We start from the raw sequence: 25,532 nt of genomic DNA, 5'->3' as shown, positions 1-25,532 counted from the left end.
TCGACTCAGCAGTCGAAGTACAGCTGGAACTCGTAGGGGTGCGGACGCAGGTTGACCGGAGCGATCTCCTGCTCGCGCTTGAGCGAGATCCAGGTCTCGATGAGGTCGGTGGTGAAGACGCCGCCCTCGGTGAGGTACTCGTGGTCGCGCTCGAGGTTGTCGATCACGGCCGACAGGCTGGTGGGGGCCTGCGGGATGTTCTTGGCCTCCTCCGGCGGGAGCTCGTAGAGGTCCTTGTCGACCGGAGCGAGCGGCTCGATCTTGTTCTTGATGCCGTCGAGGCCGGCCATCATCTGCGCCGCGAAGTTCAGGTAGGGGTTACCCGAGGAGTCGGGAGCGCGGAACTCGAGACGCTTGGCCTTCGGGTTGTTGCCCGTGATCGGGATACGCACGGCGGCCGAACGGTTGCGCTGGCTGTACACGAGGTTGATCGGAGCCTCGTAGCCCGGCACCAGACGGTGGTACGAGTTGATCGTCGGGTTCGTGAAGGCGAGCAGCGACGGCGCGTGGTGCAGGATGCCGCCGATGTACCAGCGGGCGAGGTCGGACAGACCCGCGTAGCCGGACTCGTCGTGGAACAGCGGCTTGCCGTCCTTCCACAGCGACTGGTGCACGTGCATGCCCGAGCCGTTGTCGCCGAAGAGCGGCTTCGGCATGAAGGTGGCGGTCTTGCCGTTCTTCCACGCCGTGTTCTTGACGATGTACTTGAACAGCTGCAGGTCGTCGGCTGCGGAGAGCAGCGTGTTGAACTTGTAGTTGATCTCGGCCTGGCCGCCGGTGCCCACCTCGTGGTGGCCGCGCTCGAGCTCGAAGCCGGCGAGCTGCAGGTTGGTGGAGATCTCATCGCGCAGGTCGACGTAGTGGTCGTACGGAGCGACGGGGAAGTAGCCACCCTTCGGGCGGACCTTGTAGCCGCGGTTCGGGGTGCCGTCGGCGTTGTACTCGGCGCCGGTGTTCCACGAGCCGGAGATCGAATCGAGCTCGTAGAACGCGCCGTTCATCTTCGAGTCGTAGGAGACGGAGTCGAAGATGTAGAACTCGGCCTCGGCACCGAAGAAGGCGGTGTCGGCGATGCCGGTGCTGATCAGGTATTCCTCGGCCTTACGCGCGACGTTGCGGGGGTCGCGGCTGTAGGACTCACGGGTGAACGGATCGTGGACGAAGAAGCTGACGTTCAGGGTCTTGGCGGCACGGAAGGGATCGATGCGGGCGGTCGTCACATCGGGGAGCAGGAGCATGTCCGACTCGTGGATGGACTGGAAACCCCGCACGGAGGATCCGTCGAATGCCAGGCCGTCCTCGAAGACGTCCTCGTTGAACGCCTTCGCCGGGATCGAGAAGTGCTGTTCGATGCCGGGCAGGTCCGTGAAGCGGATATCGACGTACTCGACGTTCTCTTCCGCGATGTACTTGATGACCTCTTCGGCCGTGGTGAACGCCACGCTTGTGCTCCTTCAGTCGGTGCGCGCCATGGGTGCTGGGCGCCTGCGTCGGATCAGACGTTATGGATCTGGTGTTGCCCGTCCATCAAGCCTATGTTTCGCGGGTGTTACACATGCTTTCGTCCTGCTGTGAGGTCGAAAAGGTGGTATAAGTCACCGCGGCCAACACGGGTCGACGCTGGTCCGCCCATGAGAGCTTATCCTGGTGCCATGGCACGCATGACGGGCAGTTGGCTTTCCGGGCCTGCTGCGGCGCTTCCCAAAGGTCTCCAGCAGGAGCAGGACTATCCCGGGCAACTGCTCGGCCTCCCCGAACACGGCCCCGGCTCCATGGTGCCCACCGTCCGCCGGGTCCTCGCCCTCGCGGTCGACTGGTTCATGTCCATGGCGATCGCCGCCGGCCTCGTCGGTGGCAACCCGCTCGAGAGCCCGCTGCTGTCGTCGTACACCCTCATCATCTGGTTCGTGGTGGGCGTGGGATGCGTGAGCCTGTTCTCGTTCACCCCCGGCCAGTTCGTCGCCGGACTGCAGGTCGTGCGAGTGGACGCCCCCGTGCGGGTCGGCATCGTGCGCGCGCTCGCACGTCAGGTGCTGCTGGTGTTCATCGCCCCGGCGCTCGTCACCGACATCGACGGTCGCGGCCTGCAGGATCGCGCCACGGGCACCGCGGTCGTCCGTTCGCGCTGACCGCGCACGCGTCCGTTCGAGCCGATCACCCGAAAACTGCTCCGCATACACCGAAGGCCGCCTTCGTCCCCGGGACGAGAGGCGGCCTCCGGCGTACTTCGGAAGATCAGCGGCGGCGCATGGTGCGCTGCACGCTGCGCATCTTCGCACCGGCGGGAAGCGGACCCTTGGGCATGGCCGGCCCGGACTTCTTCGTGCTCAGCGCGGACAGGCGACCCTCGATGGTGTCCATCCGCTTGGTGTCGATGTTGCGAGGCAGCTTGTTCAGACGCTTCTGCAACTGGGAGAGCGGAATCTGGCCCTCCTCGTTGCCGACGACGAACTCGTAGATAGGGGTGTCGCCGACGAGACGCGCGACCCGCTTCTTCTCCTGGGCCATCAGGCCCTTCACGCGACCGGGGTTGCCCTCACCGACGAGGATGATGCCGGGACGTCCGATGACGCGGTGCACGGCGTCGAGCTGGGTAGTGCCCGCGACCGCCTGACTCACGCGCCACGCGCCCTGCAGGTTGTCGAGCGCCCACGCGGCCGCACCGGCCTGGCCGTCGGCCTTCGCGTACACGCTCTTCTGCACGCGGCGCCCGAAGATGATGAAGGCCAACAGGACGCCGACGAGGATACCGACCGGCAGCAGGAACCACTGGATGCCGAAGATCAGGCCGACGACGAAGAACACCACGATCGAACCGACGAGGGCACCGATCATCCACGGCAGGAGTGCCTTGTCCTCCTTGCGCTGGATCTGGAACGCCTGCCACAGCTGGGTTCGACGCTCCTTCGACGCCTGCTTGCGCGCGGCCTTCGCCGCAGCCTTCGCTTCCTTGTCGGTCTTGCTGCCCTTCGCCATGTACTCAAGGATACGGCCCCGGTGGTGGCACGTTTACCACCACCGGGGCCGCCTGAGGACCTGCCGCGACGAGCGGCGCGAGGTCAGTTGCCGAAGCGCGCGAGAACGGCGCCGGCTTCCTGGGACGCCGTGCCCTCCTCGGCGAGATGCGCCTGGTCGGCGGGAAGTTCGCGTCCGTGGTGAGCCATCGCCTGCGCGTACAGGCGACCGGCGCGGTACGACGAACGCACCAGCGGCCCGGCCATCACACCGGCGAACCCGATCTCGCGGGCCGTCTCGGAGTGATCGACGAACTCCTGCGGCTTGACCCAGCGCTCGACCGGATGGTGCAGCGGGGAGGGCCGCAGGTACTGGGTGATCGTGATGATGTCGCAGCCGGCGTCGTGCAGGTCGTGCAGCGCTTCGGTGACCTCCTCGGGGGTCTCGCCCATGCCGAGGATGAGGTTGGACTTGGTGACCAGTCCGAAATCGCGGGCCTGCCGGATCACATCGAGCGACCGCTCGTAGCGGAAGGCCGGACGGATGCGCTTGAAGATCCGCGGCACGGTCTCGACGTTGTGCGCGAGCACCTCGGGACGCGACTCGAAGACTTCCTGCAGCAGGTCGGGCTTGCCGTTGAAGTCGGGGATGAGGTTCTCGACGCCGGTGCCCGGATTGAGCGCGTGGATCTGCTTCACCGTCTCGGCGTACAGCCATGCACCGCCGTCGGGCAGATCGTCGCGGGCGACGCCGGTGATCGTGGAGTAGCGCAGACCCATCGAGCGGACCGACTCGGCGACACGGCGCGGCTCGTCGCGGTCGAGCGCGGCGGGCTTACCGGTGTCGATCTGGCAGAAGTCACAGCGACGGGTGCACTGCTCGCCACCGATGAGGAATGTCGCCTCGCGGTCTTCCCAGCACTCGTAGATGTTGGGACAACCGGCTTCCTCACAGACCGTGTGCAGACCTTCGCGTCGCACCAGGCCCTTGAGGTCGGTGTACTCCGGGCCCATCTTCGCCCGGGTCTTGATCCAGTTGGGTTTGCGTTCGATCGGCGTCTGCGCGTTTCGGGTCTCGATCCGCAGCAGCTTGCGTCCTTCTGGGGCCACAGTCACGCCCTCGATCGTACGCCGCCGGTCCCGCCCGGACCCGGCGGGTGCGACCGCCCCTCAGAACCGGTGCGTCGTGAATTCCGGGGTGGTGGTGGGAATTCCGGACGTCCCGACCGCCTGCTCGAAGGTGACCCGCTCGATGTCGCACTCGGTCACGGGGATTCGACCGTCGAGAGCAGCGATGACGGCCTCGGTGACGGCCGGGATCACGTCGTCGACGGTGACCTCCCGGCCGAGTTCGCCGGTGAGCGACGCGACTCCGGCGTCGCGGATGCCGCACGGGACGATCGAGTCGAACGCGTCGAGAGCCGAATTGCAGTTGAGAGCGAAGCCGTGCATGGCGACCCCACGCTGCACCCGGATACCGATCGCGGCGATCTTGCGTTCGGGGAGCCAGTGCCCGTCGCGCAGCTCGGCGGGGAGCCAGACGCCGGAACGTCCCTCCACACGGCCGCAGGTCAGGCCCATATCGGTGCAGACGCGGATCAGACCCTGCTCGATGCGACGCACGTAGCCGACCACGTCGATCGGCTCGGCGAGCTTGACGATGGGGTAACCCACGAGCTGTCCGGGGCCGTGCCAGGTGATCTTGCCGCCGCGGTCGACGTCGATGACGGGCGTGCCGTCGGTGGGGCGATCGCCGTCCTCGGTGCGGCGCCCGGCCGTATAGACGGGCGGGTGTTCGAGCAGCAGCAGGGTGTCGGCGCCGATGCCGTCGGCGCGCTCGTTCGCGAGTTCGCGCTGCCTCTCCCAGGCCTCGAGATAACCGAGGGTTCCCAGCCGTACGACGGCGACGGGAGCCGAATCGGAACGGGCGGAAGACGAGGGATCACTCATGTTCCTGAACTCTACGCCGCACCGCAGGGGGAGGGCACCCGCTGTGGCGCGGACGCCGACGGGGGCATCACCGCAGCGGTGATGCCCCCGTCGGAGGTCGTCCGGACGGGTAGTCCGGATCCCGGGAACCTACAGTCCCAGATCGGCCTCGAACGCGCCCTCCTCGAGACGATGCTTGATCGTCTTGAGGAAGCGGCCCGCGTCGGCACCGTCGATCAGGCGGTGATCGTAGGTCAGCGGCAGGTAGCACATCGAGCGGACGCCGATGGACTCGTTGCCGGTCTCGTCGATCACCACGACCGGACGCTTGACGATCGCGCCGGTTCCGAGCATCGCGGCCTGCGGCGGCACGAGGATCGGGGTGTCGAACAATGCGCCCTGGCTACCGATGTTGGTGATGGTGAAGGTGCCACCGGCCAGCTCGTCGGGCTTGAGACCACCCTTGCGGGCACGCTCGGCGATGTCGGCGATCGCGCGGGCGAGCTCGGCCAGCGACAGGTCGCCGGCGTTGTGGATCACCGGGGAGAGCAGACCCTGCTCGGTGTCCACCGCGATGCCGAGGTGCTCGGCCGCGTGGTAGGTGATCTCCTTCTTGCCGTCGTCGAAGGAGGCGTTGACGTTCGGGTGCGCGCGCAGCGCCTCGACGACGGCCTTGGCGAAGAACGGCAGGAAGGTGAGGTTGACGCCCTCGCGCTCGGAGAACGTCTTCTTCGCCTGGGCCCGCAACTGGGCGATCTTGGTGACGTCGACCTCGAAGGTCTGGGTGAGCTGCGCGGTGGTCTGCAGCGACTCGAGGGTCTTCTTCGCCGTGATCTGGCGGATGCGGTTGACCTTCTGGGTCGTTCCGCGCAGCTTGGCGAGCTCGGGACGGACACCCGGAGCCGGACCGGCCGGAGCGGCAGGCTTCTGCTGCTCGCCACCGGCGGCCTTGCCGCCCTCGGCGGCGGCGAGGACGTCCTGCTTGCGGATGCGGCCACCGACACCGGTGCCCTTGACCGTCGACAGGTCGACGCCGTGCTGCGAGGCGAGCTTGCGCACGAGCGGGGTGACGTACGGGGTCGCACCGCTCGGGGTGGACTCCTCCTGAGGTGCGGGCTTCGGGGTCGTCGCCGCGGTTCCGACCGGCTTCGGTGCGGGAGCCGGGGTGGCCTGCTCGACCTTCGGGGCCTGCTGCTGTGCGGCGGGCTTCTGCTCGGCGGGCTTCGGAGTCTCCTGCTTCGGAGCCTCCTGCTTCGGCGCGGGCTTCTCCTCGGCCGGGGCGGACTGCTGGGCCGGGGCGGACTGCTGGGCGGGAGCCTCGCTGCCGATGACGGCGAGCTGTCCGCCGACCTCGACGGTCTCGTCCTCCTGCGCGGTGATCTCGGTGAGGATGCCGGCGACCGGGGAGGGGATCTCGGTGTCGACCTTGTCGGTGGAGACCTCGAGGAGCGGCTCGTCCACGGCGACCTCGTCGCCGACGGCCTTGAGCCAGCGGGTGACGGTGCCTTCGGTGACCGACTCGCCCAGTGCGGGCATGGTGACCGGGGTGCCCTCGCCGCTGCCACCCGACGATGCGGGCTGCGCGGGCTCGGACGGAGCCGGAGCGGCCTCCTCGGACGGCTCGGTGGTGGGCTCGGCGGCCGGAGCCGACTCCTCGGCCGGGGCGGACTGCTGGGCCGGGGCGGACTGCTGGGCGGGAGCCTCGCTGCCGATGACGGCGAGCTGTCCGCCGACCTCGACGGTCTCGTCCTCCTGCGCGGTGATCTCGGTGAGGATGCCGGCGACCGGGGAGGGGATCTCGGTGTCGACCTTGTCGGTGGAGACCTCGAGGAGCGGTTCGTCCACGGCGACCTCGTCGCCGACGGCCTTGAGCCAGCGGGTGACGGTGCCTTCGGTGACCGACTCGCCCAGTGCGGGCATGGTGACCGGGGTGCCCTCGCCGCTGCCACCCGAGGATGCGGGCTGCGCGGGGGCGGACTCCGCGGCGGGCTCTTCGGCGGGAGCCTCTTCGGCCGGTGCCTCTTCGGCAGCGGGTGCGGAATCTCCGCCGGCTTCCTCACCGGCGTCACCGATCACGGCCAGTTCGCCACCGATCTCGACCGTGTCGTCCTCCTGGGCGACGATCTTGACCAGCACGCCGGCTGCAGGCGACGGGATCTCGGTGTCGACCTTGTCCGTGGAGACTTCGAGCAGGGGCTCGTCGACTTCGACCGTGTCTCCTTCCTGCTTGAGCCATCGCGTGACAGTTCCCTCGGTGACGCTCTCACCAAGCGCTGGCATCTGGACGGAGAAGGCCATGTCTGTTGACTCCTCGACGGTTGTGTTCGTGTGTGTTGAGTTGTACCGACTCGTGGTCGCCGACCATTGTGTGGTCGTTGACCATTGTGCGCGGGGCAGGAACCCCGTGCCTGCTGGTTCACGTGTTCGGTCGGGCCGATACCGGCGGGGCATGGCCCCTCCCATCCTTGCACCTATCTTTCGGTGATGTTCGGGGAGGGGCGGATCACCTCACACCGGGGGTTCCGCTGTTGCCGATCACACCGGTCCTCTCCCTCGTCCCGGGCGGGGCCCGTCGGGAGAGGACCGGTGCGGGAGATCATCCGTTGGCGGCGACGTCCTCGATCACGGCGAGCATCGTGCGCACGGGCACGCCGGTGCCGCCCTTGCCGACGTAACCGAACGGTCCGCCGGTGTTGAAGGCCGGGCCGGCGACGTCGATGTGCGCCCACTGCACGCCCTCTGCGACGAACTCCTTCAGGAAGATGCCGGCCGTGAGCATGCCGCCCCACCGGTGGGGGGAGACGTTCGCGAGGTCGGCCACGCGGGACTCGAGATCGCCGCGCAGTTCCTTCGGGAAGGGCATCGCCCAGCCGTTCTCACCGACCTCCTGGGACAGCGCGGCCACGCGGTCGCGGAACTCGTCGTGACCCATGACGCCCGGCGTCCGGGTGCCGAGGGCGACCATCTGCGCGCCGGTGAGGGTCGCGGTGTCGATGAGGTAGTCGGGATCGTCCTCGCATGCGCGCACGATGGCGTCGGCGAGGATCAGGCGACCCTCGGCGTCGGTGTTGATGACCTCGACGGTGGTTCCGCCGTACTGGGTCAGCACGTCACCCGGACGCTGCGCGGTCGACGACGGCATGTTCTCGGCCATCGGCACGGTCGCGGTGACGTCGGCAGCGACACCGAGTTTCGCGGCGAGCACGACGGTCGCGACGACCGCGGCGGCGCCGGCCATGTCGGAGGTCATCGCCTCCATACCGGCGGCGGGCTTGATGGAGATGCCGCCGGTGTCGAAAGTGATGCCCTTGCCCACGAGCGCGACCTTCGGGGCCTTGCGCTTCTTCGACGAGTAGGACAGGCGCACGAGACGCGGGGGACGCGACGAGCCCTTGCCGACGCCGACGATGCCGCCGAAGCCCTTCTTCTCGAGCGCCTTCTCGTCGAGGATCTCGACCTTCAGACCGGCGGCCTCGCCGAGTGCCTTCGCGCGCTCGGCGAACTCGGCCGGGAACAGGTGGCTCGGCGGGGTGTTCACGAAGTTCCGGGCCGTCGCGACGGCCTCGGCGATCGCGACGGAGCGGGTGAGCGCCGCCTTGGCCGCGCGGTCGCGGGTCGAGGGCACGAGCAGCTCCACCCGCGCGACCGGCTGCGCGTCCTCCTTGGGTGCGGACTTCTCCGACCGGAACTCGGTGTAGGTGTAGGCGCCGAGCGCGAAGCCTTCCGCCGCGGCACCGAGGTCGACGGCGGACAGTGTGGTCGCGACCGTCTCCACACCCGTCAGTGCGCGTGCCGCGGTACCGGCGGAGCGGCGGACCTGCTCGGCGTCGATCTTGTCGGCGTCGCCGAGACCGACGGCGAGCACGCTCGCCACGGGCAGGGAGGCGGGTGCCGGCACGCGGGTGAGCTCCTCGCCGCGGCCCTTCGCGCCCACGGCGACCAGGGCGTCGAGCAGTTCGCCGAGGACCGCCTCGTCGATCGGGGCGTCGCCCGCGAGGATCTCGGGGGTGCCGTCGGAAGAGGTCACGCCGATCACCAGGACATCGGCTCGTGTGGAAACCGAACCGGCGAGAACGAGTTCGGGAAGATCGGGAGTGGGTGCACTCACAGGGCATCTCCTTGGAGCTGGGTCGGGAACGAGCGAGTCGTTCTCTTGCGGCGTCGTTCGGTGCGAGGGGAATCGCCTCGATGCCATCGACCCTAATGACAACGACGCCCGGCGTCGCTGTCGGACACCATGGCGGTGGGATAGCGTCGTACGCCATGAGCGACGAGGAACTGAAGCAGGGCCCCATCCACACCGTGCACGTCGAACTCGGTGCGACCTTCGCTCCGTTCGGTGGCTGGGAGATGCCGGTCTCCTACGCCGGGACGGTCGCCGAGCACACGGCCGTGCGCGAGAACGTGGGACTGTTCGACGTCAGCCACCTGGGAAAGGCGCTCGTCGCCGGACCGGGTGCCGCCGAGTTCCTCAACACCACGCTCAGCAACGACCTCACCCGGATCGGTCCCGGCAAGGCGCAGTACACGCTGTGCTGCACCGAGAACGGCGGTGTCGTCGACGACCTGATCGTCTACCACGTCTCCGACGACGAGCTCTTCCTCGTTCCGAATGCGGCCAACACCGCGGCGGTCGTCGAAGCACTGGCCGCCGCGGCGCCGGCCGGCGTCACAGTGACGAACCAGCATCGCGATCACGCGGTGTTCGCCGTCCAGGGACCGAAGTCCGGCGAGGTCCTCGAGGCGCTCGGCCTGCCCACCGACATCGCCTACATGGGCTTCGCCGACGCCGAGTACGAGGGTGCTCCGGTGCGCGTGTGCCGCAGCGGCTACACCGGTGAACGCGGCTACGAGGTGCTGCCGCGCTGGGACGACGCCGAACGCGTCTTCCGCGCCCTGCTCGACGCCGTCCGTGCGCAGGGCGGCCAGGCCGCCGGTCTCGGCGCCCGCGACACCCTGCGCACCGAGATGGGCTACGCGCTGCACGGGCACGAGCTCTCCGTCGACATCTCCCCGCTCGAGGCGCGGGTCGGCTGGGCCGTGGGCTGGAAGAAGCCGCAGTTCTGGGGGCGCGACGCCTTGCTCCGCGAGAAGGAGGCGGGCCCGGCGCGGAAACTGTGGGGCCTGCGGGCACTCGACCGCGGCGTCCTGCGTCAGGATCTGACCGTGCGACGCGACGGCGACGAGGTCGGGCGGACCACCTCGGGCACCTTCTCTCCGACCCTCAAGATCGGCATCGCCCTCGCGCTCCTCGACACCTCCGCCGGACTCGAGCCGGGCGACGAAGTGGCCGTGGACGTGCGCGGACGATCGCTGCGTGCCGAAGTGGTGGCTCCGCCGTTCGTCGAGGACCACACCAGATAACGGTTCTGCGGGCGGTTGTACCATTGTCCCCCATGACAGGTGTCCTCGAATTCGCCCGCGTCCAGCATCCTTCACCGAGCTCTGCGGAGCGGCGACAGGAGGTTCTGTCGAATCCCGGATTCGGGCAGCACTTCACCGATCACATGGTGTCGATCACCTACACCGACGGAATCGGCTGGCACGACGCGAAAGTCGAGCCGTACGCGCCGATCCCGCTCGACCCGGCCGCGATGGTCCTGCACTACGGGCAGGCGATCTTCGAGGGCCTCAAGGCCTACCGTCAGGCCGACGGCAGCATCGCGTCGTTCCGCGTGACCGCCAATGCCGCGCGCATGAACCGGTCCGCGGAGCGGCTCGCGATGCCGTACCTGCCGCCGGAGCTGTTCGTGAAGGCGATCACCGAGCTGGTCGAGGTCGACAACGAGTGGGTTCCCGCCGCCGGCGGCGAGGATTCGCTCTACCTGCGTCCCTTCGCGTTCGCGACCGAGCCGGCTCTCGGCGTGCGGCCCGCGAAGGAGTACAAGTTCCTCGTCATCGCGTCCCCGGCGGGTGCCTACTTCCCGCGCGGCGTGAAGCCCGTCAACGTGTGGCTCTCCCGCGAGTACGTGCGCGCCTCCCCGGGTGGCACGGGCGCCGCGAAGTTCGCCGGCAACTACGCGGCTTCGCTCGTCGCGCAGGCGCATGCCGCCGAGCAAGGCTGCGACCAGGTGGTCTGGCTCGACGCCATCGAGCGCAAGTACGTCGAGGAGATGGGCGGCATGAACCTGTACTTCGTGTACGGGTCGGGTGCCGACGCGCGTCTGGTCACCCCGGAGCTGTCCGGCTCGCTGCTGCCCGGCATCACCCGCGACTCGCTGCTCACCCTCGCCAAGGACTCCGGTCTCTCGGTCGAGGAGCGGCGCATCAGCACCGACGAGTGGCGTGAGAAGGCCGGCAGCGGTGAGATCACCGAGGTGTTCGCGTGCGGTACCGCCGCGGTCATCACGCCGGTCGGCAGCGTCAAGGACAAGGACGGCGAGTTCACCATCGCCGACGGCGAGCCCGGCCCCATCACGATGGCCCTGCGCGACACCCTGACCGGCATCCAGCGCGGTACCTTCGCCGACACCCACGGGTGGATGACGACGCTGCGCAAGTGACGTAGCCACGAACGACGACGAAGGGGTGCTGCCGATTCCGGCAGCACCCCTTCGTCGTTTCCGGACGCAGTGCGATCTAGAGGAGCCCCGACGCTGCCACCGCGACGGCGGCGGCCGTGCCCTCGGTGACTGCGCCGAGCACGTCGCCGTTCATGCCGCCGAAGCGCGCGACGCAGTGCCGGGCGAAGAGCACCGCGACGACCAGTACCACCGTGACGACGAGCGGTCCCGCCCAGAGCGGACCGGGCAGGCACACGAGCGACAGTGCCACCGCGGCCACCGTCCACACCGCGATCGGCACGACGCCCTGTGTGCCTGCCACGAGCGAGCCGAAGCCGCTGCCGGGCGCGGCCGGGACACCGCGCCGGCACGCGAGGACCACGGCCACACGTCCCGAGAAGACTGCGAACGCGACCGCCCACCACGCGTCGGTGTCGGCGAGCGCGCCGAACGAGGCGGCCTGCAGACCGAGGACGACGACGAGCGCCGCGACACCGAAGGGACCCGCGCCGCCGCTGTGCATCACCTCGCGCGCCCGCTCGGGCGGGCCGTAGCAACCGAGACCGTCGGCGGTGTCGCTCAGCCCGTCGACGTGCATTCCCCGGGTGCCGACCGCCAACACCCCGACACACACCAGGCCCGTCACCAGTGGTGGCGTCCCGACGGCGGAACCGACCAGGCAGACAGCCGTGGTCGCGGCGGCGAGTACGGCACCGGCGATCGGCGCCGCGGAGATCGCACGTCCGGCGACCGTCCGGTCGATCTCCGACGGGCCTCGCGCGGGCAGGACCGTCAACCACGACAGGGCCAGCGCGACCCCGCCGATCCAGGCGCGGATCATCAGTCCGCGGTCGCCGGAGCGCTCTCCTCGCGGGTGCTCACGCCCGCCTCGGAGAAGGTGGCCATCTGCGCGAGGATCGCGACCGCACCCTGCAGTACCGGCAGCGTCGTCACGGCTCCCGATCCTTCGCCGAGGCGCATACCGAGGTCGACGATCGGTTCGAGTCGGAGATGACGCAGCGCGATGGCGTGGGCGGGTTCGGCCGACCGGTGACCGGACACCCACCAGCGTGCCGCGCCGGGTGCGAGTTCCTCGGCGACCATCGCGGCGGCGGTGACGACGACTCCGTCGAGGATCACCGGCGTCCGGCGGACCGCGGCCTGCGCGAGGAATCCCGCCATCGCGGCGAAGTCCGCGCCACCGGCGGTGCGCAGCAGGGCGACGGGATTGCGTACGTGGGGCCGCGCCCGCCACATGGCGTCGCGGATCGCGGTGACCTTGCGCATCCACCCCGCGTCGTCGACGCCGGTGCCGCGGCCGACCGCGGCCACGGGTTCGGTGGCGGTAAGGGTGGCGATGAGAACGGTTGCAGGAGTGGTGTTCCCGATTCCCATATCGCCCGCGACGAGCAGATCGGCACCTTCGTCGACCTCGCGGTCGGCGAGCGCACGGCCGGCCTCGATCGCGCGGACCGTCTCGTCGTGTGTCAGTGCGTCCTCGCGGTCGATGCTGCCGCTCGAGCGACGGATCTTGAACTCGGACACCTCGGGGGAGGTGTCGCTCTCGACTGCCATGTCGACGACCCGCACTCCTGCGCCTGCGGCGGCGGCGAGCACGTTCACGGCGGCGCCCCCTGCGGACAGGTTCGCGACCATCTGCGCGGTGACCTCCGGCGGATAGGCCGAGACCCCGTTGCGTGCGACGCCGTGGTCACCTGCGAAGACCACGACCCGCGGTCGGCGGAAGGGATGGGGCGGGACCTCGCCCTGGCAGGCGGCGACCCAGCACCCGAGTTCCTCGAGCCGTCCGAGTGAGCCGGCGGGTTTCGTCAGATCTCGCTGGCGTTCCTCGGCGGCGACGCGTGCTTCGAGGTCGGGTAGGTCGACGCGCGGGAACTCGACGTCGGCGGGGGAATCGGAACCGCTGGTCACAGGTCACCTCTCGGACGGATCTTCACGCGAGAACGCTATCAACCGCCCGGTCTGGCAGAAATTCGACGTTATGCGTCATCACTGCCACTTTTCGGCGATCGGGTTCGGTCGGAGGATCGAGACATGATCGAACTCACCGTCACCGTCGTGGTCCTGTCCACCCTGATCATCGGTCTCGAGGTGCTCCGCCGACGGACCGCTCCCGCGCCGGCCTGGGTCCGGCGCGCACCCTGGCGGCTCCACTGGGAACGCCCCGCACAGACGACTCGGCCGCGGCACCGCATGTCGCAGGACATGCAGGCCGCGGCCGAGATCCGGCAGCTACCGCCGGTGGTGTGCGGGGCGCCTCACAACTGAGGGTCGCCGGACGGTCAGACGGCGTCGCCCGGGCCGACCCGGGGGAGCGGTGCACGCAGCTTCTTGATCTGGGAGGCGCGCACGAAGGCGTACCAGCCGAGGCCGAAGCCACCGTCCGTCGAATCCGGGAAGCGCTCGCGCACCTTCCTGTTGACCATGCGCCCGAGGTAGATGCCCTCGATGATCATCAGGAACATCATCACGAACATCGCGAGCGTGACGTACTGCTGTACCACCGGCCCGAGGAACATCGACATGATGAGCACGAGCGCGAGCGGCATGAACAGGCCGACGAGATTGCGCCGGCTGTCGACGATGTCGCGCACGTAGGCGCGCACCGGGCCGCGGTCGCGGGGGAGAAGGTACTTCTCCTCGCCTGCGAGCATCCGGTTGCGACGCTCGGACGCGTCGGCGCGACGCTGCGCGGCGGCCGCCTTGCGCTCCTCCTTGCTCTGCGACTTGCGCGCGGCCTTACGACGCTCGCGTGCTTCCTTCGCAGTCAGGGGAGCGGGGGCGACGGGACCGCGGCGACGGTTCTCGGCGTCGCGCCGTTTCGGCGTCGGACGCCCCTTACCGGTCGTCGCCTTCGCGGACGCGGAATCGTCGGGAGTCGCGGCCGGGGAGTCCTCGGTCGCAGGAACCTGGTGATCGGCGGAGTCGTCGGAACCACCGCGGCGTAGCAACTTCACACCACCAGGCTATGGGATAGTGGAGAGAAGCGGGAAATTCCATATGCCATACCACGCTCGGCCCGACTCGTCCACGAGGAATAGATTCCGGCGCGGTACCGTTGAACCATCGGGTTTCGACACGAACGACAGGGAGCGCCCATGACTGTGCAGCAAGAGACCGATACTCACGGCGTCATCCTGACCGAGGCCGCCGCTGCGAAGGCGAAGGCACTGCTCGATCAGGAGGGCCGCGACGACCTCGCACTGCGTATCGCCGTGCAGCCCGGAGGCTGTGCCGGTCTGCGGTACCAGCTGTTCTTCGACGACCGCACGCTGGACGGAGACCTCACGAAGGAATTCGCCGGTGTGACGCTCGCCGTCGACCGGATGAGCGCGCCGTACGTCGAGGGTGCGTCGATCGACTTCGTCGACACCATCGAGAAGCAGGGCTTCACCATCGACAACCCGAATGCCACGGGGTCGTGCGCCTGCGGCGACTCGTTCAACTGAGCTGAGGACGCACTTCGGAACCCCGGCGCTTCACGGCGCCGGGGTTCCGTCGTTTCCGCGGTAGTACCGTGGGACCGCTACGGCTCTCCGTGTGAGCAGCCACACCATCGACATCCGCGGAAAGGCTCAGCCACGTGACCATCGCCGTGACCGGCTCCATCGCCACCGACCACCTCATGCGCTTCCCCGGCCGGTTCGCCGAGCAGCTGCTCGCCGACCAGCTCGCGCACATCTCGCTGAGCTTCCTCGTCGACGATCTCGTCGTCCGGCGCGGCGGAGTGGGCGGCAACATCGCCTTCGCGATGGGTGTGCTCGGCGGAACGCCGGTGCTCGTCGGCGCCGTCGGCGCCGACTTCACCGAGTACCGCACCTGGCTCGAGGACCACGGGGTCGACTGCTCGTCGGTGCGGATCTCGCAGACCGCCCACACCGCCCGCTTCGTGTGCACCACCGACCTGGACATGGCACAGATCGCCTCGTTCTATCCCGGTGCGATGTCCGAGGCCCGCGAGATCTCCATCGCCGACGTGGTGAGCAAGCACGGCGTCGACCTCGTGCTCGTCGGCGCCAACGATCCCGACGCGATGATCCGGCACACCGAGGAGTGCCGCCGGCTCGGCGTCCCGTTCGTCGCCGACCCGTCCCAGCAGCTCGCCCGCCTGGACGGGCAGCAGGCCGAGCAGCTCATCGACGGTGCCGAGTACCTGTTCACCAACGAGTACGAGTGGGGACTGCTGCTGCAGAAGACCGGTCTCACCGAGGACGAGGTGCAGGCGAAGGTCGGCATGCGTATCACCACCCTCGGCGGCGACGGCGCAAAGATCGTCGACCGCGACGGCAACCAGGTGCAGGTCGGTGTGGTGCCCGAGCGCGCCAAGGTCGACCCCACCGGTGTGGGTGACGCCTTCCGCGCCGGCTTCCTGCTCGGACACCGCTCGGGTCTGAGCATCGAACGGGCCGCGCAGCTGGGCTCGCTGGTCGCGGTGCACGTCCTCGAGACCACCGGCACGCAGGAATGGACCTTCGACCGCACCGACGCCCTCAAGCGTCTCGCCGACGCCTACGGCACCGCCGCCGCCGACGAGATCGGCGCGGTTCTCGGCGCCTGAGCGGCGGAACACCCCGTCCTGGAAACGCGACGGCCGCGAGCATCCCTGGGGATATTCGCGGCCGTCGCATACGGGTTGGGTGATCAGATCTCGACCGGGTAGGCCGGCTCCTGGATCTGCGGCACGATGCGCTTCTCCACGAAAATGCCGTGCCAGACCATGAAGCACAGCACCGTCCACAGACGACGGCTGTGATCGATCGGGCCGGTCCGGTGCTCGTCGAGCATCTTCGCCACCGCGGCCTTGTCGAGCAGGTGATCGGTCTGCGACTCGGCGATCACCTCGTGCGCCCAGTCGAACAGCTCCGTGCCGGCCAGCCAGTGCCGCAGCGGCACCGGGAAGCCCAGCTTCGCGCGGTGCAGCACGTGCGGCGGGACGATGCCCTCCAACGCCTGCCGCAGCGCATACTTCGTCGTCTGTTTCGTGATCTTCTGGTCCAGCGGAACCTGCGACGCCACCCGGAAGACCTCGGAGTCCAGGAACGGCACGCGCAGCTCGAGCGAATTGGCCATCGTCATCTTGTCGGCCTTGACGAGGATGTCGCCGCGCAGCCACGTGAACAGGTCGAGATGCTGCATCCGTGCCACCGGATCCCAGCCGGCAGACTGCGCGTAGATCGGGGCGGTGACGTCCTGGTGCGTCCATTCCGGACGGAAGTCGCGCAGCACCGAGCGCAGCTGCGCGTCGTTGAAGCTGCGGGCGTTGCCGTAGTAGCGCTCCTCGAGCGTCATCGAGCCACGGTGCAGCAGGCTCTTGCCTCGGGTGCCCTCGGGGATGCGCTCCGACAGCTTCCCGGCGGCCCGGCGCAGCGCCGGCGGCAGGAACTCGAACGGACGCAGCGACAGCGGCTCGCGGTAGATCGTGTACCCGCCGAACAGCTCGTCGGCGCCCTCACCGGACAGCACGACCTTGACGTGCTTGCGGGCTTCCCGGGCGATGAACCACAGCGGCACGAGCGCCGGGTCGGCCACCGGGTCGTCGAGGTACCAGATGATCTCCGGGATGGCCGCGGCGAACTCGCTGGGGGAGACCACCCGCACCACGTGCCGGGCACCGATCGCGGCCGCCGACTCCGCGGCGACGTCGACCTCGGAGTAGCCCTCCCGCTCGAAACCCGCGGTGAAGGTGATGAGCTTCGGGTTGTGGCGCATCGCCAGCGCGGCGATGGCCGTGGAGTCGATGCCACCCGAGAGGAACGACCCGACGGTCACGTCGGCGCGCATGTGCTTGGCCACCGAGTCCTCGAGGGCCTCGGCGATCTCGCGGTAGCGGTCCTGCTCGCGTCCCGCCGCGAACGGCCGGACCGGGAAGGTGGGGTGGAAGTAGCGGGTGATCTCGGGCTCGGCGCCGGGCGTGATACGCGCGTAGCAGCCCGACTCGAGGCGCCGGATCCGCCGGTGCAGCGTCTCGGGCTCGGGAACGTACTGCAGCACCGTGTAGTGCTCGATCGCACGAGGATCGAGCTCGGTGTCGATGCCGATCACGTCGGCGAGCTCGAGCAGGCTCTTCTTCTCGCTGCCGAAGGCCGTACCGCCGGTGCCGGTCGCGAGGAACAGCGGCTTGATGCCGAACGGGTCGCGGGCGACGAACAGCTCGCGGGTGTGCGTGTCCCAGATCGCGAAGGCGAACATGCCCCGCAGGCGCTGGACCGCGCGCACTCCCCAGTGGTGGTAGGCCGCGACGATCGCCTCGCTGTCGCCCTCGGTCGCGAAGGAGGTGCCGAAGGTCTCGGTGAGCTCCTTGCGCAGTTCGAGATAGTTGTAGATCTCACCGTTGAAGGTCAGCGCGTAGCGGTCGGGCTGTTCCGGCGGGCCCCAGCGCAGCGGCTGGTGCGAGTGCGCGATGTCGATGATCGACAACCGGTTGAATCCGAAGACGAGGTCGGCGTCGTGCCAGGTGCCGTGCTCGTCGGGGCCGCGATGGCGCAGGCAGTGCATCGCGGAGCCCACCTTCGCGACGGCGTCGTCGCTGGTGCCGTCAGTGGTCAGAAACCCGAGCAATCCGCACACGCGTGGGTTACCTCATTCCGGTCGGGGGTGTCGCGAAGAACCCCGGTGGGTGCCCAGCGCGGGACACCGCACCGCGCATGACACCGGGAACTACCACTCGGGGTCCGGCGTTGGTTCTACCGAAGTATGCCGCAGACGGTCGACACCGGGCAGCCGCGCCCGGACGCCACCGACGATCACACGCCCGACAGGAGAAAACCGACGTCACGAGCCGGGTCTTCCGGTCGAAACGCCCAGTCCGACACTTTCTTCGTGCCCCGGCGATGGATAGCGCCCGGGTTTGGTCTACGCTGCGTAGTAATTGGGCCGGCCCTCCGGGTGTGCCCTAGTGGAATTGCGGCGATCAGGAAGGCGTGAACGTGGCGCAAGGTCGGATCCTTCGGCGGTTCGGGCTCGCAGCATCACTCGGCATTGCAGCCTTGGTGCTGACCGGGTGCTCGAGCGAAGAAATCCTTCGTTTCGGCTGGCCGGAGGGCATCACTCCTCAGGCCGAGCGTATGCGTGAACTGTGGACGTGGTCGGTTGTCGCCGCCCTCGTCATGGGAATTCTCGTGTGGGGACTCACCTTCTGGGTGATCATCGCCTACCGGCGTCGGAAGGACGATCCGGAGTTCCCGCGTCAGACGGCGTACAACGTGCCGCTCGAGCTGGCTTACACCGCGGCGCCGTTCGTCGCCGTGTGTGTCCTCTTCTACTTCACGGTCGTGGTCCAGAACTACGTCCTGGAGAAGGAGGACAACCCGAACGTCGTCGTCGACGTGACGGCGTTCCAGTGGAACTGGAAGTTCGGTTACCGGACCATCGATCTGCAGGACGGCACCGCCCGGTACGAGGGCACCGACGAGGTCGCCCAGGACGCGGTCGCACTGCAGCCGTACGAGCCGGGCACCGAAGGTGAGCACGGTGGTGGAGAAGGCGGCGAGCACGAGGCTCCGGGTCCCATCCACGGCAAGCCGGCGGAGGACCTGTCCTACCTCCACTACGACAAGATCGAGACGATCGGCACCAGCGAAGAGATTCCGGTGCTCGTGCTTCCCACCGGCAAGCGCATCGAGTTCCACCTCGCGTCGTCCGATGTGATCCACGCTTTCTGGGTGCCGGAGTTCCTGTTCAAGCGCGACGTGAACCCGAACCCGCGTGAGAACAACTCCGATCCGGTCTTCCAGATCTCCGAGATCGAGCGTGAGGGCGCGTTCGTCGGCCGTTGCGCCGAGATGTGCGGCACCTACCACGCGATGATGAACTTCGAGGTCCGCGCCGTCAGCCCGGAGGACTTCGCCCGCTACATCGAGCTCCGCAAGCCGGTCGAGGACGGCGGCGAAGGCCTGTCGAACGCTCGTGCGCTCGAAGCCATCGGCCAGAGCCCGATCGCGACCTCGACGACTCCATTCAAGACCGACCGCACGGACCGGTCGGCGACCGTCGCCGCAGGCGAGTGACGGCCACCCCACCCGACAAGGACAAGTGCTGATATGAAGATCGAAGCCAAGCTCTTCGAGGTCGTGACGGTGTTCTTCGTGCTCGTCGCCATCGTGTACGGCGTGTTCACCGGGCTGTCGGACAAGGGCATCGAATGGGCCGGCCTCACGGCCATCGTCCTCTCCGCCGGTCTGACCCTGATCGTCGGAACGTACTTCCGCTTCGTCGCGCGTCGTCTCGACACCCGTCCCGAGGATTACGAGGACGCCGAGATCAGCGACGGTGCGGGCGACCTCGGTTTCTTCAGTGCGGGTAGCTACTGGCCGATCCTGCTCGCCGGTGCGGCCGCTTTCGCCGCCATCGCGCTGGCCTTCTACCAGCCCTGGATGATCGTCCTCGCGGTCGCACTCATCATCGCCGCCGCAGCCGGCCTGGTGTTCGAGTACCACATCGGACCCGAGAAGCACTGAGCCGACATTCTCGACGCACACGGGCGCCGCACCTTCGGGTGCGGCGCCCGTGTCGTTTCCGGTGGCGTTCTCGAGGTTTCGTTCTTCAGGAAGCCCCGCGGGTGGTGAGGACGACCCTCGCGGTCGCTGCGACCGTGCGATCCGGGTCGCCGGTCAGAGCCTCGAGAGCATCCTCGGCGGCCGACCCGGGGATCTCCGCGAGTGCCTGCGTGAGACGTAGCCGGACACCGGCATCGTCCGAGCCGCCGAGCGCGTGCTGCAGCGACCGCACGATCTCGGCGGACGACAGCGGCCGATCCGCGAGCAGGCCGAGTACTTCGGCGGCCTCGACGTCCGACCGGCCCTTCACGATCATCTCCACGAGCACGGGGACGGCCGCGTCCACCCCTCGCGCCCCGAGCGTCAGAGCTGCCGTGGAGCGCGCCTCGAGATCGGCGTCGTCGAGTGCCTTCTCCAGGAGCGTCGTCGATTCGGGCACACGGAGTTCCGCGAGTGTCGCGATCGCCCGTCGCCGCACGGGCACTTCGGCGGAGTGAAGGCCCTCCGCGAGCGCCGGCAGCGCAGCGTCGACCTCGTCCGCCGCTCGGGCGAGCGACCAGCGCAACGCGCCGGCGACGAACGGGTCCTCCTCCGACAGCGCCGCCCGGACCAGCGCCGCGACCGGCAGCGTCGTGTCCTCGTCCTGGGACAGGATCGCCTGCTGGCGGCGGGAGCCGGAATCGGATTCGAACGCGCGCAACAGCGCGACGAGGCGCAGGACGTCGTCCCAACCGCTGGGGGAGGCCGAGTCGACGCCTTCGAGACGAGCGAGGAGTTCGGTCTCGGCGGCGATCCGTTCGCGCGTGTGCCGGATCAGCTCCTGCACCAGTTCCACCGGAGCGAAATCCGGTTCCCCCAGCGCTCGTCCGACCTCGTTCAGCGACAGGCCGAGACTCCGGAGACTCTCCACGTGGAAGAGCCTCCGGAGGTCGTCCTCGGTGTACTCGCGGTAACCGCCCGAGGTGCGGCCCGTCGGCGTCACCAGCCTCAGGCGGTCGTAGTGCCGCAGCATGCGGGTGCTGACACCGGAGCGCCGCGAGACCTCACCGATCAGCACCGGCTCACTCCCGGATCCCGTCCGCGCCGAGTGCGGCGACGCGTTTCGCCGACTCCACGGAGAGGACGAACGCGCTGTCGGGGTCGACGCGGATCCGCTCGGTGGCCTCTGCGTGGGCACGGACGCGCGGGTCGGAGCTGTTCATCGCCGCGTGCAGGACCGGCACTGCGGCCTCGTCGAGCGCTGCGAGAGCGCGACCGAGGCTCAGTTGCAGGTCGTGGTCGCCGCGGCCCAGTTCGACGCCGAGAGCCGCAGCGAGGCCGCTTTCCGAGCCCGGTGGCACGAGAGCGACCGCCGCGCGCCACGCGCTGCGTGCCACCTCGTCGTGCTCGTCGTGGAGCATCCCCGAGACCTTCGGCCATGCGACGGGATCGCCGATCTTCGACAACGTGTGCAGGGCCTGACTGCGCGCCTGCGAGACATCCGAACCGAGCTCGTCGAGCAGCCGCGGCACCGTCACCCCGGCCGGCAGGCGGCACAGCGCCCAGGTCAGCATGTCGCGGACGAAGAAGTCCGGCTCCACCGCGCAACGGTCGACGAGAGCCGTCACCGTCCCGGACTCGGCTGCCGTACCCGACTCGAGTGCGGCGCGCAGACGCACGGAGGCGTCGTCGGCGGACAGGGCCTCGACGAGGCGGGTGGACAGGGCCTCGACGAGGCGGGTGGACAGGGCCTCGACGAGGCGGGTGGAGGGGTCGTGATGTGTGCGCATGGGAGGCACCTCCTTCGCGACCCATTCGAGCGCTTGTCACAGTGTCAAGGTCAAGACGTACGCTCCGGACGATATCCGGTGGGGGAGGGGAGGACCCGCGAACGACGAACGGGGCCCCGGACCGTGATGGTCCGGGGCCCCGTTACGAGCCGCTGATGCGGATCAGTGCTGCGACTTGTCGGGCAGCTGGGCTGCGCCGTCTCCGTTGCCGTGGACGCGCTCCTGGTACTCGCGGAGCGTGTTCCGCAGCTCGAGCTCGGCCTCGTGGTGGGCAGCCTCGAGAGCGGCGGCCTCGTCGGCCGGGTCCGGGCTCCACCAGCTGCCGGCACCGGGCTTGCCGGCGCTGCCGAGGCGGTTCATACGCTTCGGAACCGGGGCCGCCTGGTACTCCAGTGGGATGGGATGGCCGTGCTCGTCCACCGGGCCGAGCGGCTGGTGGATCTCGATGTACTCGCCGGTCGGCAGGCGACGGACGATGCCCGTCTCGATGCCGTGCTCGAGTACCTGGCGGTCGCTGCGCTGCAGACCCAGGCAGAACCGGTACGCGATGTAGTAGGCGAGCGGCGGGAGCAGGACGAGACCGATACGGCCCATCCAGGTCGTCGCGTTGATCGAGATGTCGAACTTGAACGCGATGATGTCGTTGATGCACATGATCGTGGCAACGGCGTAGAACGCCAGGGCCATGAACCCGATACCGGTGCGGACCGGCACGTCGCGCGGACGCTGGAGCAGGTTGTGGTGTGCGTCGTCCTTCGTGAACTTCTTCTCGATCCACGGGTAGACCGTGAGCACGACGAACACCAGGCCCATGATCAGCGCGATCCAGAACGGCTGCGGGATCGTGTACCGGTTGAACAGGTACAGCTCCCATGCCGGCCAGATACGGGCCATGCCGTCCGTCCACATCATGTAGATGTCGGGCTGCGAGCCGGCGGACACCTGCGACGGGTTGTACGGGCCGATGTTCCAGACCGGGTTGATCTGCAGCAGGCCGGACATCAGGGCGAGCACCGCGAAGGTCATCGCGAAGAACGCACCCGACTTGACGGCGAAGACCGGGAGGATACGAACGCCGACGACGTTCTGCTCCGTGCGGCCGGGGCCGGGGAACTGCGTGTGCTTCTGGTACCAGACCAGCGCGAGGTGCGCGGCGATCAAGGCCAGGATGATGCCCGGGACGAGCAGCACGTGCAGCACGTAGAAGCGCGGGATGATCAGCTCACCCGGGAAGTCGCCACCGAAGATCGCCCAGTGCATCCACGAACCGATGATCGGGATCGAGAGCGTGATGCCCGAGAACGCGGCGCGGAGGCCGGTGCCCGAGAGCAGGTCGTCGGGGAGCGAGTAACCGAAGAAGCCTTCGAACATCGCCAGGATGAGCAGCAGCGAGCCGATCACCCAGTTGGCTTCGCGCGGACGCCGGAACGCACCGGTGAAGAACACGCGCAGCAGGTGGACGACGATCGACGCTGCGAACATCAGTGCTGCCCAGTGGTGGATCTGTCGCACGAACAGACCACCGCGGACCTCGAAGGAGAGGTTCAGGGTCGTCTCGTAGGCGCGGGACATACCCACACCGCGCAGCGGCGTGTAGACGCCGTCGTAGATGACGTGCGCCATCGACGGGTCGAAGAACAGGGTGAGGAAGACACCCGAGATCAACAGGATGACGAAGCTGTAGAGCGCGATCTCACCCAGGAGGAAGGACCAGTGGGTGGGGAACACCTTGTTGATCTGGCGGCGGATGCCCGCGGACAGGTGGTAGCGAGAATCGAGATTCTCGCCGATCTGTGCGGCGCGGGACGGGGTTGCAGTACTCACGGGCGACGCTCCCAGAATGCCGGGCCGAGTGCCTCGATGAAGTCACCGTTGGCGACCAGGAAGCCCTCTTCGTTCACTGTAATCGGAAGCTGCGGCAGTGCGCGAGCAGCGGGACCGAAAATCGGCTTGCCGTACTCCAGCGCATCGAACTGCGACTGGTGGCACGGGCACAGGATGCGGTGCGTCTGCTGCTCGTAGAGCGAGGTCGGGCAGCCGAGGTGCGTGCAGATCTTCGAGTACGCGAAGTAGTCGCCGTAGTTGAAGCTCTCCTGGCCCTTGCGCTTGACGACACGCTCGGTGTCCTCGGTGCGCAGGCGGATGAGCATGACGGCGTTGCGGATGCCGCGCAGGCCCTGCAGCAGAGCGTGGTCGTCGCCGCGATCGGACTCGCGGAACGGGAACACCGTCTCCATACCGCCGGCGTCGAGGTCCTCCGGGCGCACCAGGACGATGTCCTGGGGGCGGCCGGTGTCGCGACGCAGGTAGATGGTCTCGCCGGGGTAGCGCGGGGTCCAGCCCGACACCCACAGCGACGACTGGTCACCCTCGGCCCACGGGTTCTTGATCAGGCCGCCGAGCGGCATGATCAGACCGAGGCCGAGCGCGCCACCACCGAAGATCGCGGTGCGCTTGATCAGCTTGCGACGCGGCAGGGTCGACGTCTCGAGCGAGTCGGAGAGCTCGGCGACGATCGTCTTGCGATCGACCTCGGGCGAGCCGCCGTCGTGCCGATCCTGGATCGACACCTCCTCCGGGATGAACTTCTTGGTGAACTGCACCGCGCCCACACCGATGCCGAGGATGGCCAGACCCAGGGTCAGGCCGAGCATCGGGGTGTAGAGGCTGTACCAGCCGTAGTTCTCGTCGCCGATGCCCTGGTACTCCCACGGCCAGAACAGGTAGATCGCGATGAACGCGACACCCGCGATGCCCGCGAGGGCGAACCAGAAGGCGACGTTGCGCTCGGCCCGCTTCTCGGCACGGGTGCCTTCGACGGGCCAGCGGTCCTTGCGGAACGCGACGTCGACACCATCGAGGTTCGTGCCGAGCGTGACGAGGTCGTCCCGGCTCATCCGGTCGAGATCTTCGACCGTGTGCTTGTTCGGCGTTTCGCCGCCACTCATGACCTTGCTCCGATCCACAGTGCAGCGCCGACGACGGCGACCATGCCGACGACCCACATGGTCGGCCCTTCGGCACCGGGGCCGAAGCCGCCGAGCCCGTAGCCACCCGGGTCTCTCGTCTCACTGGCGGACTTGATGTACGCGATGATGTCCTGCTTCTCCTCGACCGTCAGCTGACGGTCGGAGAACTTCGGCATGTTCTGGGGGCCGGTGAGCATCGCGGTGTAGATCTGCTGCTCGTTGGCCGGATCCAGGTTCGGTGCGAACTTGCCGGACGAGAGCGCGCCGCCGCGTCCGGTGAAGTTGTGGCAGGACGCGCAGTTCTGGCGGAAGAGCTCCGAACCGCGTCCGATGTCGTTGCCGCGCAGCGACGACTGGGCGATTTCGCCGTTCTCGTCGCGGATGACGGTCGGGCCTCCACCGTTGGCCTGGATGTACGCGCCGAGGGCGTCGGTCTGCGCGGCGTCGAACTTCGGGTCCTTGCGGAGGGCCTGGGCCTCGTTGCGCATCATCGGCATGCGGCCCGAGGAGACCTGGAAGTAGACGGCGGCCTCGCCGACACCGATCAGGCTGGGACCGCGGTCCTGGACACCCTGGAGGTTGACACCGTGACAGGTCACGCAGGAGGTCTCGTAGAGCTGCTGACCCTCGCGGATCAGAGCGCTCTGGTCGTCCTGCGCTGTAGCCACCTGCGGGGCAGGTGTCAGCGCGGAGGCGATGAAGCCTGCGCTGAGGAGACCGAGCGCGAGGACCAACGCTCCGGTGACGCGCCGGCGCATCTTGCGCTGGCGGCGGGACTTCGCAGCATCGGCTGCAGAGGATCGACCGGGCATGTCACCCTCGGAGGCGAGAGGTGGGGATGAACTCATCTGTATCCCTTTTTTTATGTCGGGACGGACTGGACGTCAGGGGG

23 protein-coding genes are annotated in these 25,532 nt (G+C 68.4%); 8 read left to right on the top strand and 15 right to left on the bottom strand.

Going from position 1 to position 25,532, the window contains the following annotated elements; translation table 11 throughout:
- Positions 1-5: 5 nt before the first annotated feature.
- Positions 6-1,442, bottom strand: coding sequence for a type I glutamate--ammonia ligase (gene glnA, locus C6Y44_RS15720; RefSeq protein WP_006554411.1), 1,437 nt, complete (start codon positions 1,440-1,442; stop codon positions 6-8).
- A gap of 210 nt (positions 1,443-1,652) precedes the next feature.
- On the opposite strand from glnA, the gene C6Y44_RS15715 reads away from it, so the two are divergent.
- Entirely contained in the window at positions 1,653-2,129 is a 477-nt protein-coding gene (locus C6Y44_RS15715; protein WP_016694972.1) for an RDD family protein, read from the top strand.
- Positions 2,130-2,235: 106 nt separating this feature from the next.
- Here the strand turns inward: C6Y44_RS15715 and C6Y44_RS15710 are convergent, their stop codons facing one another.
- From C6Y44_RS15710 to C6Y44_RS15690, 5 genes are all read right to left on the bottom strand, one after another.
- A complete protein-coding gene (locus tag C6Y44_RS15710) occupies positions 2,236-2,976 on the bottom strand; it encodes a DUF4191 domain-containing protein (protein ID WP_159418025.1) in 741 nt (246 codons plus the stop codon).
- A gap of 83 nt (positions 2,977-3,059) precedes the next feature.
- Positions 3,060-4,070: a lipoyl synthase gene (lipA, locus tag C6Y44_RS15705; protein ID WP_024101310.1), complete on the bottom strand. Its 1,011-nt coding sequence runs from the start codon at positions 4,068-4,070 to the stop codon at positions 3,060-3,062.
- A 54-nt stretch (positions 4,071-4,124) separates the two neighbouring features.
- Positions 4,125-4,904: a lipoyl(octanoyl) transferase LipB gene (lipB, locus tag C6Y44_RS15700; RefSeq protein WP_120283312.1), complete on the bottom strand. Its 780-nt coding sequence runs from the start codon at positions 4,902-4,904 to the stop codon at positions 4,125-4,127.
- Positions 4,905-5,033: 129 nt separating this feature from the next.
- Complete coding sequence (gene sucB / locus C6Y44_RS15695) at positions 5,034-7,181, bottom strand: 2-oxoglutarate dehydrogenase, E2 component, dihydrolipoamide succinyltransferase (RefSeq protein WP_159418026.1); 2,148 nt, start codon at positions 7,179-7,181, stop codon at positions 5,034-5,036.
- 298 nt (positions 7,182-7,479) lie between these two features.
- Positions 7,480-8,991, bottom strand: coding sequence for a leucyl aminopeptidase (locus tag C6Y44_RS15690; RefSeq protein WP_120283309.1), 1,512 nt, complete (start codon positions 8,989-8,991; stop codon positions 7,480-7,482).
- 155 nt (positions 8,992-9,146) lie between these two features.
- On the opposite strand from C6Y44_RS15690, the gene gcvT reads away from it, so the two are divergent.
- Positions 9,147-10,247, top strand: a complete 1,101-nt coding sequence (gene gcvT, locus C6Y44_RS15685; protein ID WP_024101306.1) for a glycine cleavage system aminomethyltransferase GcvT — start codon at positions 9,147-9,149, stop codon at positions 10,245-10,247.
- Between the two features lie 32 nt (positions 10,248-10,279).
- Entirely contained in the window at positions 10,280-11,386 is a 1,107-nt protein-coding gene (locus C6Y44_RS15680; protein WP_060652772.1) for a branched-chain amino acid aminotransferase, read from the top strand.
- A gap of 76 nt (positions 11,387-11,462) precedes the next feature.
- Here the strand turns inward: C6Y44_RS15680 and C6Y44_RS15675 are convergent, their stop codons facing one another.
- Both C6Y44_RS15675 and cobT read right to left on the bottom strand, forming a co-directional pair.
- Positions 11,463-12,227 (bottom strand): adenosylcobinamide-GDP ribazoletransferase, encoded by a 765-nt coding sequence (locus C6Y44_RS15675; RefSeq protein WP_159418027.1) that lies wholly within the window; start codon positions 12,225-12,227, stop codon positions 11,463-11,465.
- Positions 12,227-13,318 (bottom strand): nicotinate-nucleotide--dimethylbenzimidazole phosphoribosyltransferase, encoded by a 1,092-nt coding sequence (cobT, locus tag C6Y44_RS15670; protein WP_120283305.1) that lies wholly within the window; start codon positions 13,316-13,318, stop codon positions 12,227-12,229. The genes C6Y44_RS15675 and cobT overlap by 1 nt, the downstream gene beginning before the upstream one ends.
- A gap of 123 nt (positions 13,319-13,441) precedes the next feature.
- Between cobT and C6Y44_RS15665 the strand changes: the two genes are divergently transcribed.
- Positions 13,442-13,675 carry a hypothetical protein gene (locus tag C6Y44_RS15665; protein WP_024101302.1) on the top strand — a complete coding sequence of 78 codons (234 nt, stop codon included), beginning with the start codon at positions 13,442-13,444 and terminating at the stop codon, positions 13,673-13,675.
- A gap of 14 nt (positions 13,676-13,689) precedes the next feature.
- Here the strand turns inward: C6Y44_RS15665 and C6Y44_RS15660 are convergent, their stop codons facing one another.
- A complete protein-coding gene (locus C6Y44_RS15660) occupies positions 13,690-14,364 on the bottom strand; it encodes a DUF3043 domain-containing protein (RefSeq protein ID WP_024101301.1) in 675 nt (224 codons plus the stop codon).
- A 141-nt stretch (positions 14,365-14,505) separates the two neighbouring features.
- Here C6Y44_RS15660 and C6Y44_RS15655 point away from each other — a divergent pair, with 141 nt between their 5' ends.
- Positions 14,506-14,856 carry a HesB/IscA family protein gene (locus C6Y44_RS15655; protein ID WP_006554400.1) on the top strand — a complete coding sequence of 117 codons (351 nt, stop codon included), beginning with the start codon at positions 14,506-14,508 and terminating at the stop codon, positions 14,854-14,856.
- Positions 14,857-14,990: 134 nt separating this feature from the next.
- Positions 14,991-15,965 carry a carbohydrate kinase family protein gene (locus tag C6Y44_RS15650; protein ID WP_159418028.1) on the top strand — a complete coding sequence of 325 codons (975 nt, stop codon included), beginning with the start codon at positions 14,991-14,993 and terminating at the stop codon, positions 15,963-15,965.
- An 83-nt stretch (positions 15,966-16,048) separates the two neighbouring features.
- Here the strand turns inward: C6Y44_RS15650 and asnB are convergent, their stop codons facing one another.
- Positions 16,049-17,974 carry an asparagine synthase (glutamine-hydrolyzing) gene (asnB, locus tag C6Y44_RS15645; protein ID WP_159418029.1) on the bottom strand — a complete coding sequence of 642 codons (1,926 nt, stop codon included), beginning with the start codon at positions 17,972-17,974 and terminating at the stop codon, positions 16,049-16,051.
- Between the two features lie 353 nt (positions 17,975-18,327).
- Here asnB and ctaC point away from each other — a divergent pair, with 353 nt between their 5' ends.
- Positions 18,328-19,413: an aa3-type cytochrome oxidase subunit II gene (gene ctaC, locus C6Y44_RS15640; RefSeq protein ID WP_120283301.1), complete on the top strand. Its 1,086-nt coding sequence runs from the start codon at positions 18,328-18,330 to the stop codon at positions 19,411-19,413.
- Between the two features lie 33 nt (positions 19,414-19,446).
- On the top strand, positions 19,447-19,863 hold the full coding sequence (locus C6Y44_RS15635) for a cytochrome c oxidase subunit 4 (RefSeq protein WP_006554396.1): 417 nt from the start codon (positions 19,447-19,449) through the stop codon (positions 19,861-19,863).
- An 85-nt stretch (positions 19,864-19,948) separates the two neighbouring features.
- Here the strand turns inward: C6Y44_RS15635 and C6Y44_RS15630 are convergent, their stop codons facing one another.
- The 5 genes from C6Y44_RS15630 to qcrC form a co-directional block, all read right to left on the bottom strand.
- A complete protein-coding gene (locus C6Y44_RS15630) occupies positions 19,949-20,959 on the bottom strand; it encodes a MerR family transcriptional regulator (RefSeq protein WP_120283299.1) in 1,011 nt (336 codons plus the stop codon).
- A 4-nt stretch (positions 20,960-20,963) separates the two neighbouring features.
- Positions 20,964-21,671 (bottom strand): HEAT repeat domain-containing protein, encoded by a 708-nt coding sequence (locus C6Y44_RS15625; protein WP_225623577.1) that lies wholly within the window; start codon positions 21,669-21,671, stop codon positions 20,964-20,966.
- Between the two features lie 162 nt (positions 21,672-21,833).
- Entirely contained in the window at positions 21,834-23,495 is a 1,662-nt protein-coding gene (gene qcrB / locus C6Y44_RS15620) for a cytochrome bc1 complex cytochrome b subunit (RefSeq protein WP_120283297.1), read from the bottom strand.
- Complete coding sequence (gene qcrA, locus C6Y44_RS15615) at positions 23,492-24,619, bottom strand: cytochrome bc1 complex Rieske iron-sulfur subunit (RefSeq protein WP_120283295.1); 1,128 nt, start codon at positions 24,617-24,619, stop codon at positions 23,492-23,494. The genes qcrB and qcrA overlap by 4 nt, the downstream gene beginning before the upstream one ends.
- Positions 24,616-25,452 (bottom strand): cytochrome bc1 complex diheme cytochrome c subunit, encoded by an 837-nt coding sequence (qcrC, locus tag C6Y44_RS15610; protein WP_174247132.1) that lies wholly within the window; start codon positions 25,450-25,452, stop codon positions 24,616-24,618. Before qcrC ends, qcrA begins: the two co-directional genes overlap by 4 nt.
- Positions 25,453-25,532 lie beyond the last annotated feature (80 nt).

Origin of the sequence: Rhodococcus rhodochrous (assembly GCF_014854695.1) — a bacterium.
Taxonomy (GTDB): Bacteria; Actinomycetota; Actinomycetes; order Mycobacteriales; family Mycobacteriaceae; genus Rhodococcus.
The sequence above is the reverse complement of the archived record's forward strand: the minus strand, read 5'-3'. Positions and strand labels throughout refer to the sequence as shown.

Coding starts and splice junctions, on each gene's coding strand:
- C6Y44_RS15635 (WP_006554396.1), top strand. CDS start 19,447: ATGAAGATCGAAGCCAAGCTCTTCGAGGTCGTGACGGTGTTCTTCGTG.
- C6Y44_RS15665 (WP_024101302.1), top strand. CDS start 13,442: ATGATCGAACTCACCGTCACCGTCGTGGTCCTGTCCACCCTGATCATC.
- C6Y44_RS15655 (WP_006554400.1), top strand. CDS start 14,506: ATGACTGTGCAGCAAGAGACCGATACTCACGGCGTCATCCTGACCGAG.
- C6Y44_RS15680 (WP_060652772.1), top strand. CDS start 10,280: ATGACAGGTGTCCTCGAATTCGCCCGCGTCCAGCATCCTTCACCGAGC.
- qcrC (WP_174247132.1), bottom strand. CDS start 25,452: ATGCCCGGTCGATCCTCTGCAGCCGATGCTGCGAAGTCCCGCCGCCAG.
- C6Y44_RS15625 (WP_225623577.1), bottom strand. CDS start 21,671: ATGCGCACACATCACGACCCCTCCACCCGCCTCGTCGAGGCCCTGTCC.
- C6Y44_RS15715 (WP_016694972.1), top strand. CDS start 1,653: ATGGCACGCATGACGGGCAGTTGGCTTTCCGGGCCTGCTGCGGCGCTT.
- C6Y44_RS15710 (WP_159418025.1), bottom strand. CDS start 2,976: ATGGCGAAGGGCAGCAAGACCGACAAGGAAGCGAAGGCTGCGGCGAAG.
- lipB (WP_120283312.1), bottom strand. CDS start 4,904: ATGAGTGATCCCTCGTCTTCCGCCCGTTCCGATTCGGCTCCCGTCGCC.
- sucB (WP_159418026.1), bottom strand. CDS start 7,181: ATGGCCTTCTCCGTCCAGATGCCAGCGCTTGGTGAGAGCGTCACCGAG.
- qcrA (WP_120283295.1), bottom strand. CDS start 24,619: ATGAGTGGCGGCGAAACGCCGAACAAGCACACGGTCGAAGATCTCGAC.
- C6Y44_RS15675 (WP_159418027.1), bottom strand. CDS start 12,227: ATGATCCGCGCCTGGATCGGCGGGGTCGCGCTGGCCCTGTCGTGGTTG.
- gcvT (WP_024101306.1), top strand. CDS start 9,147: ATGAGCGACGAGGAACTGAAGCAGGGCCCCATCCACACCGTGCACGTC.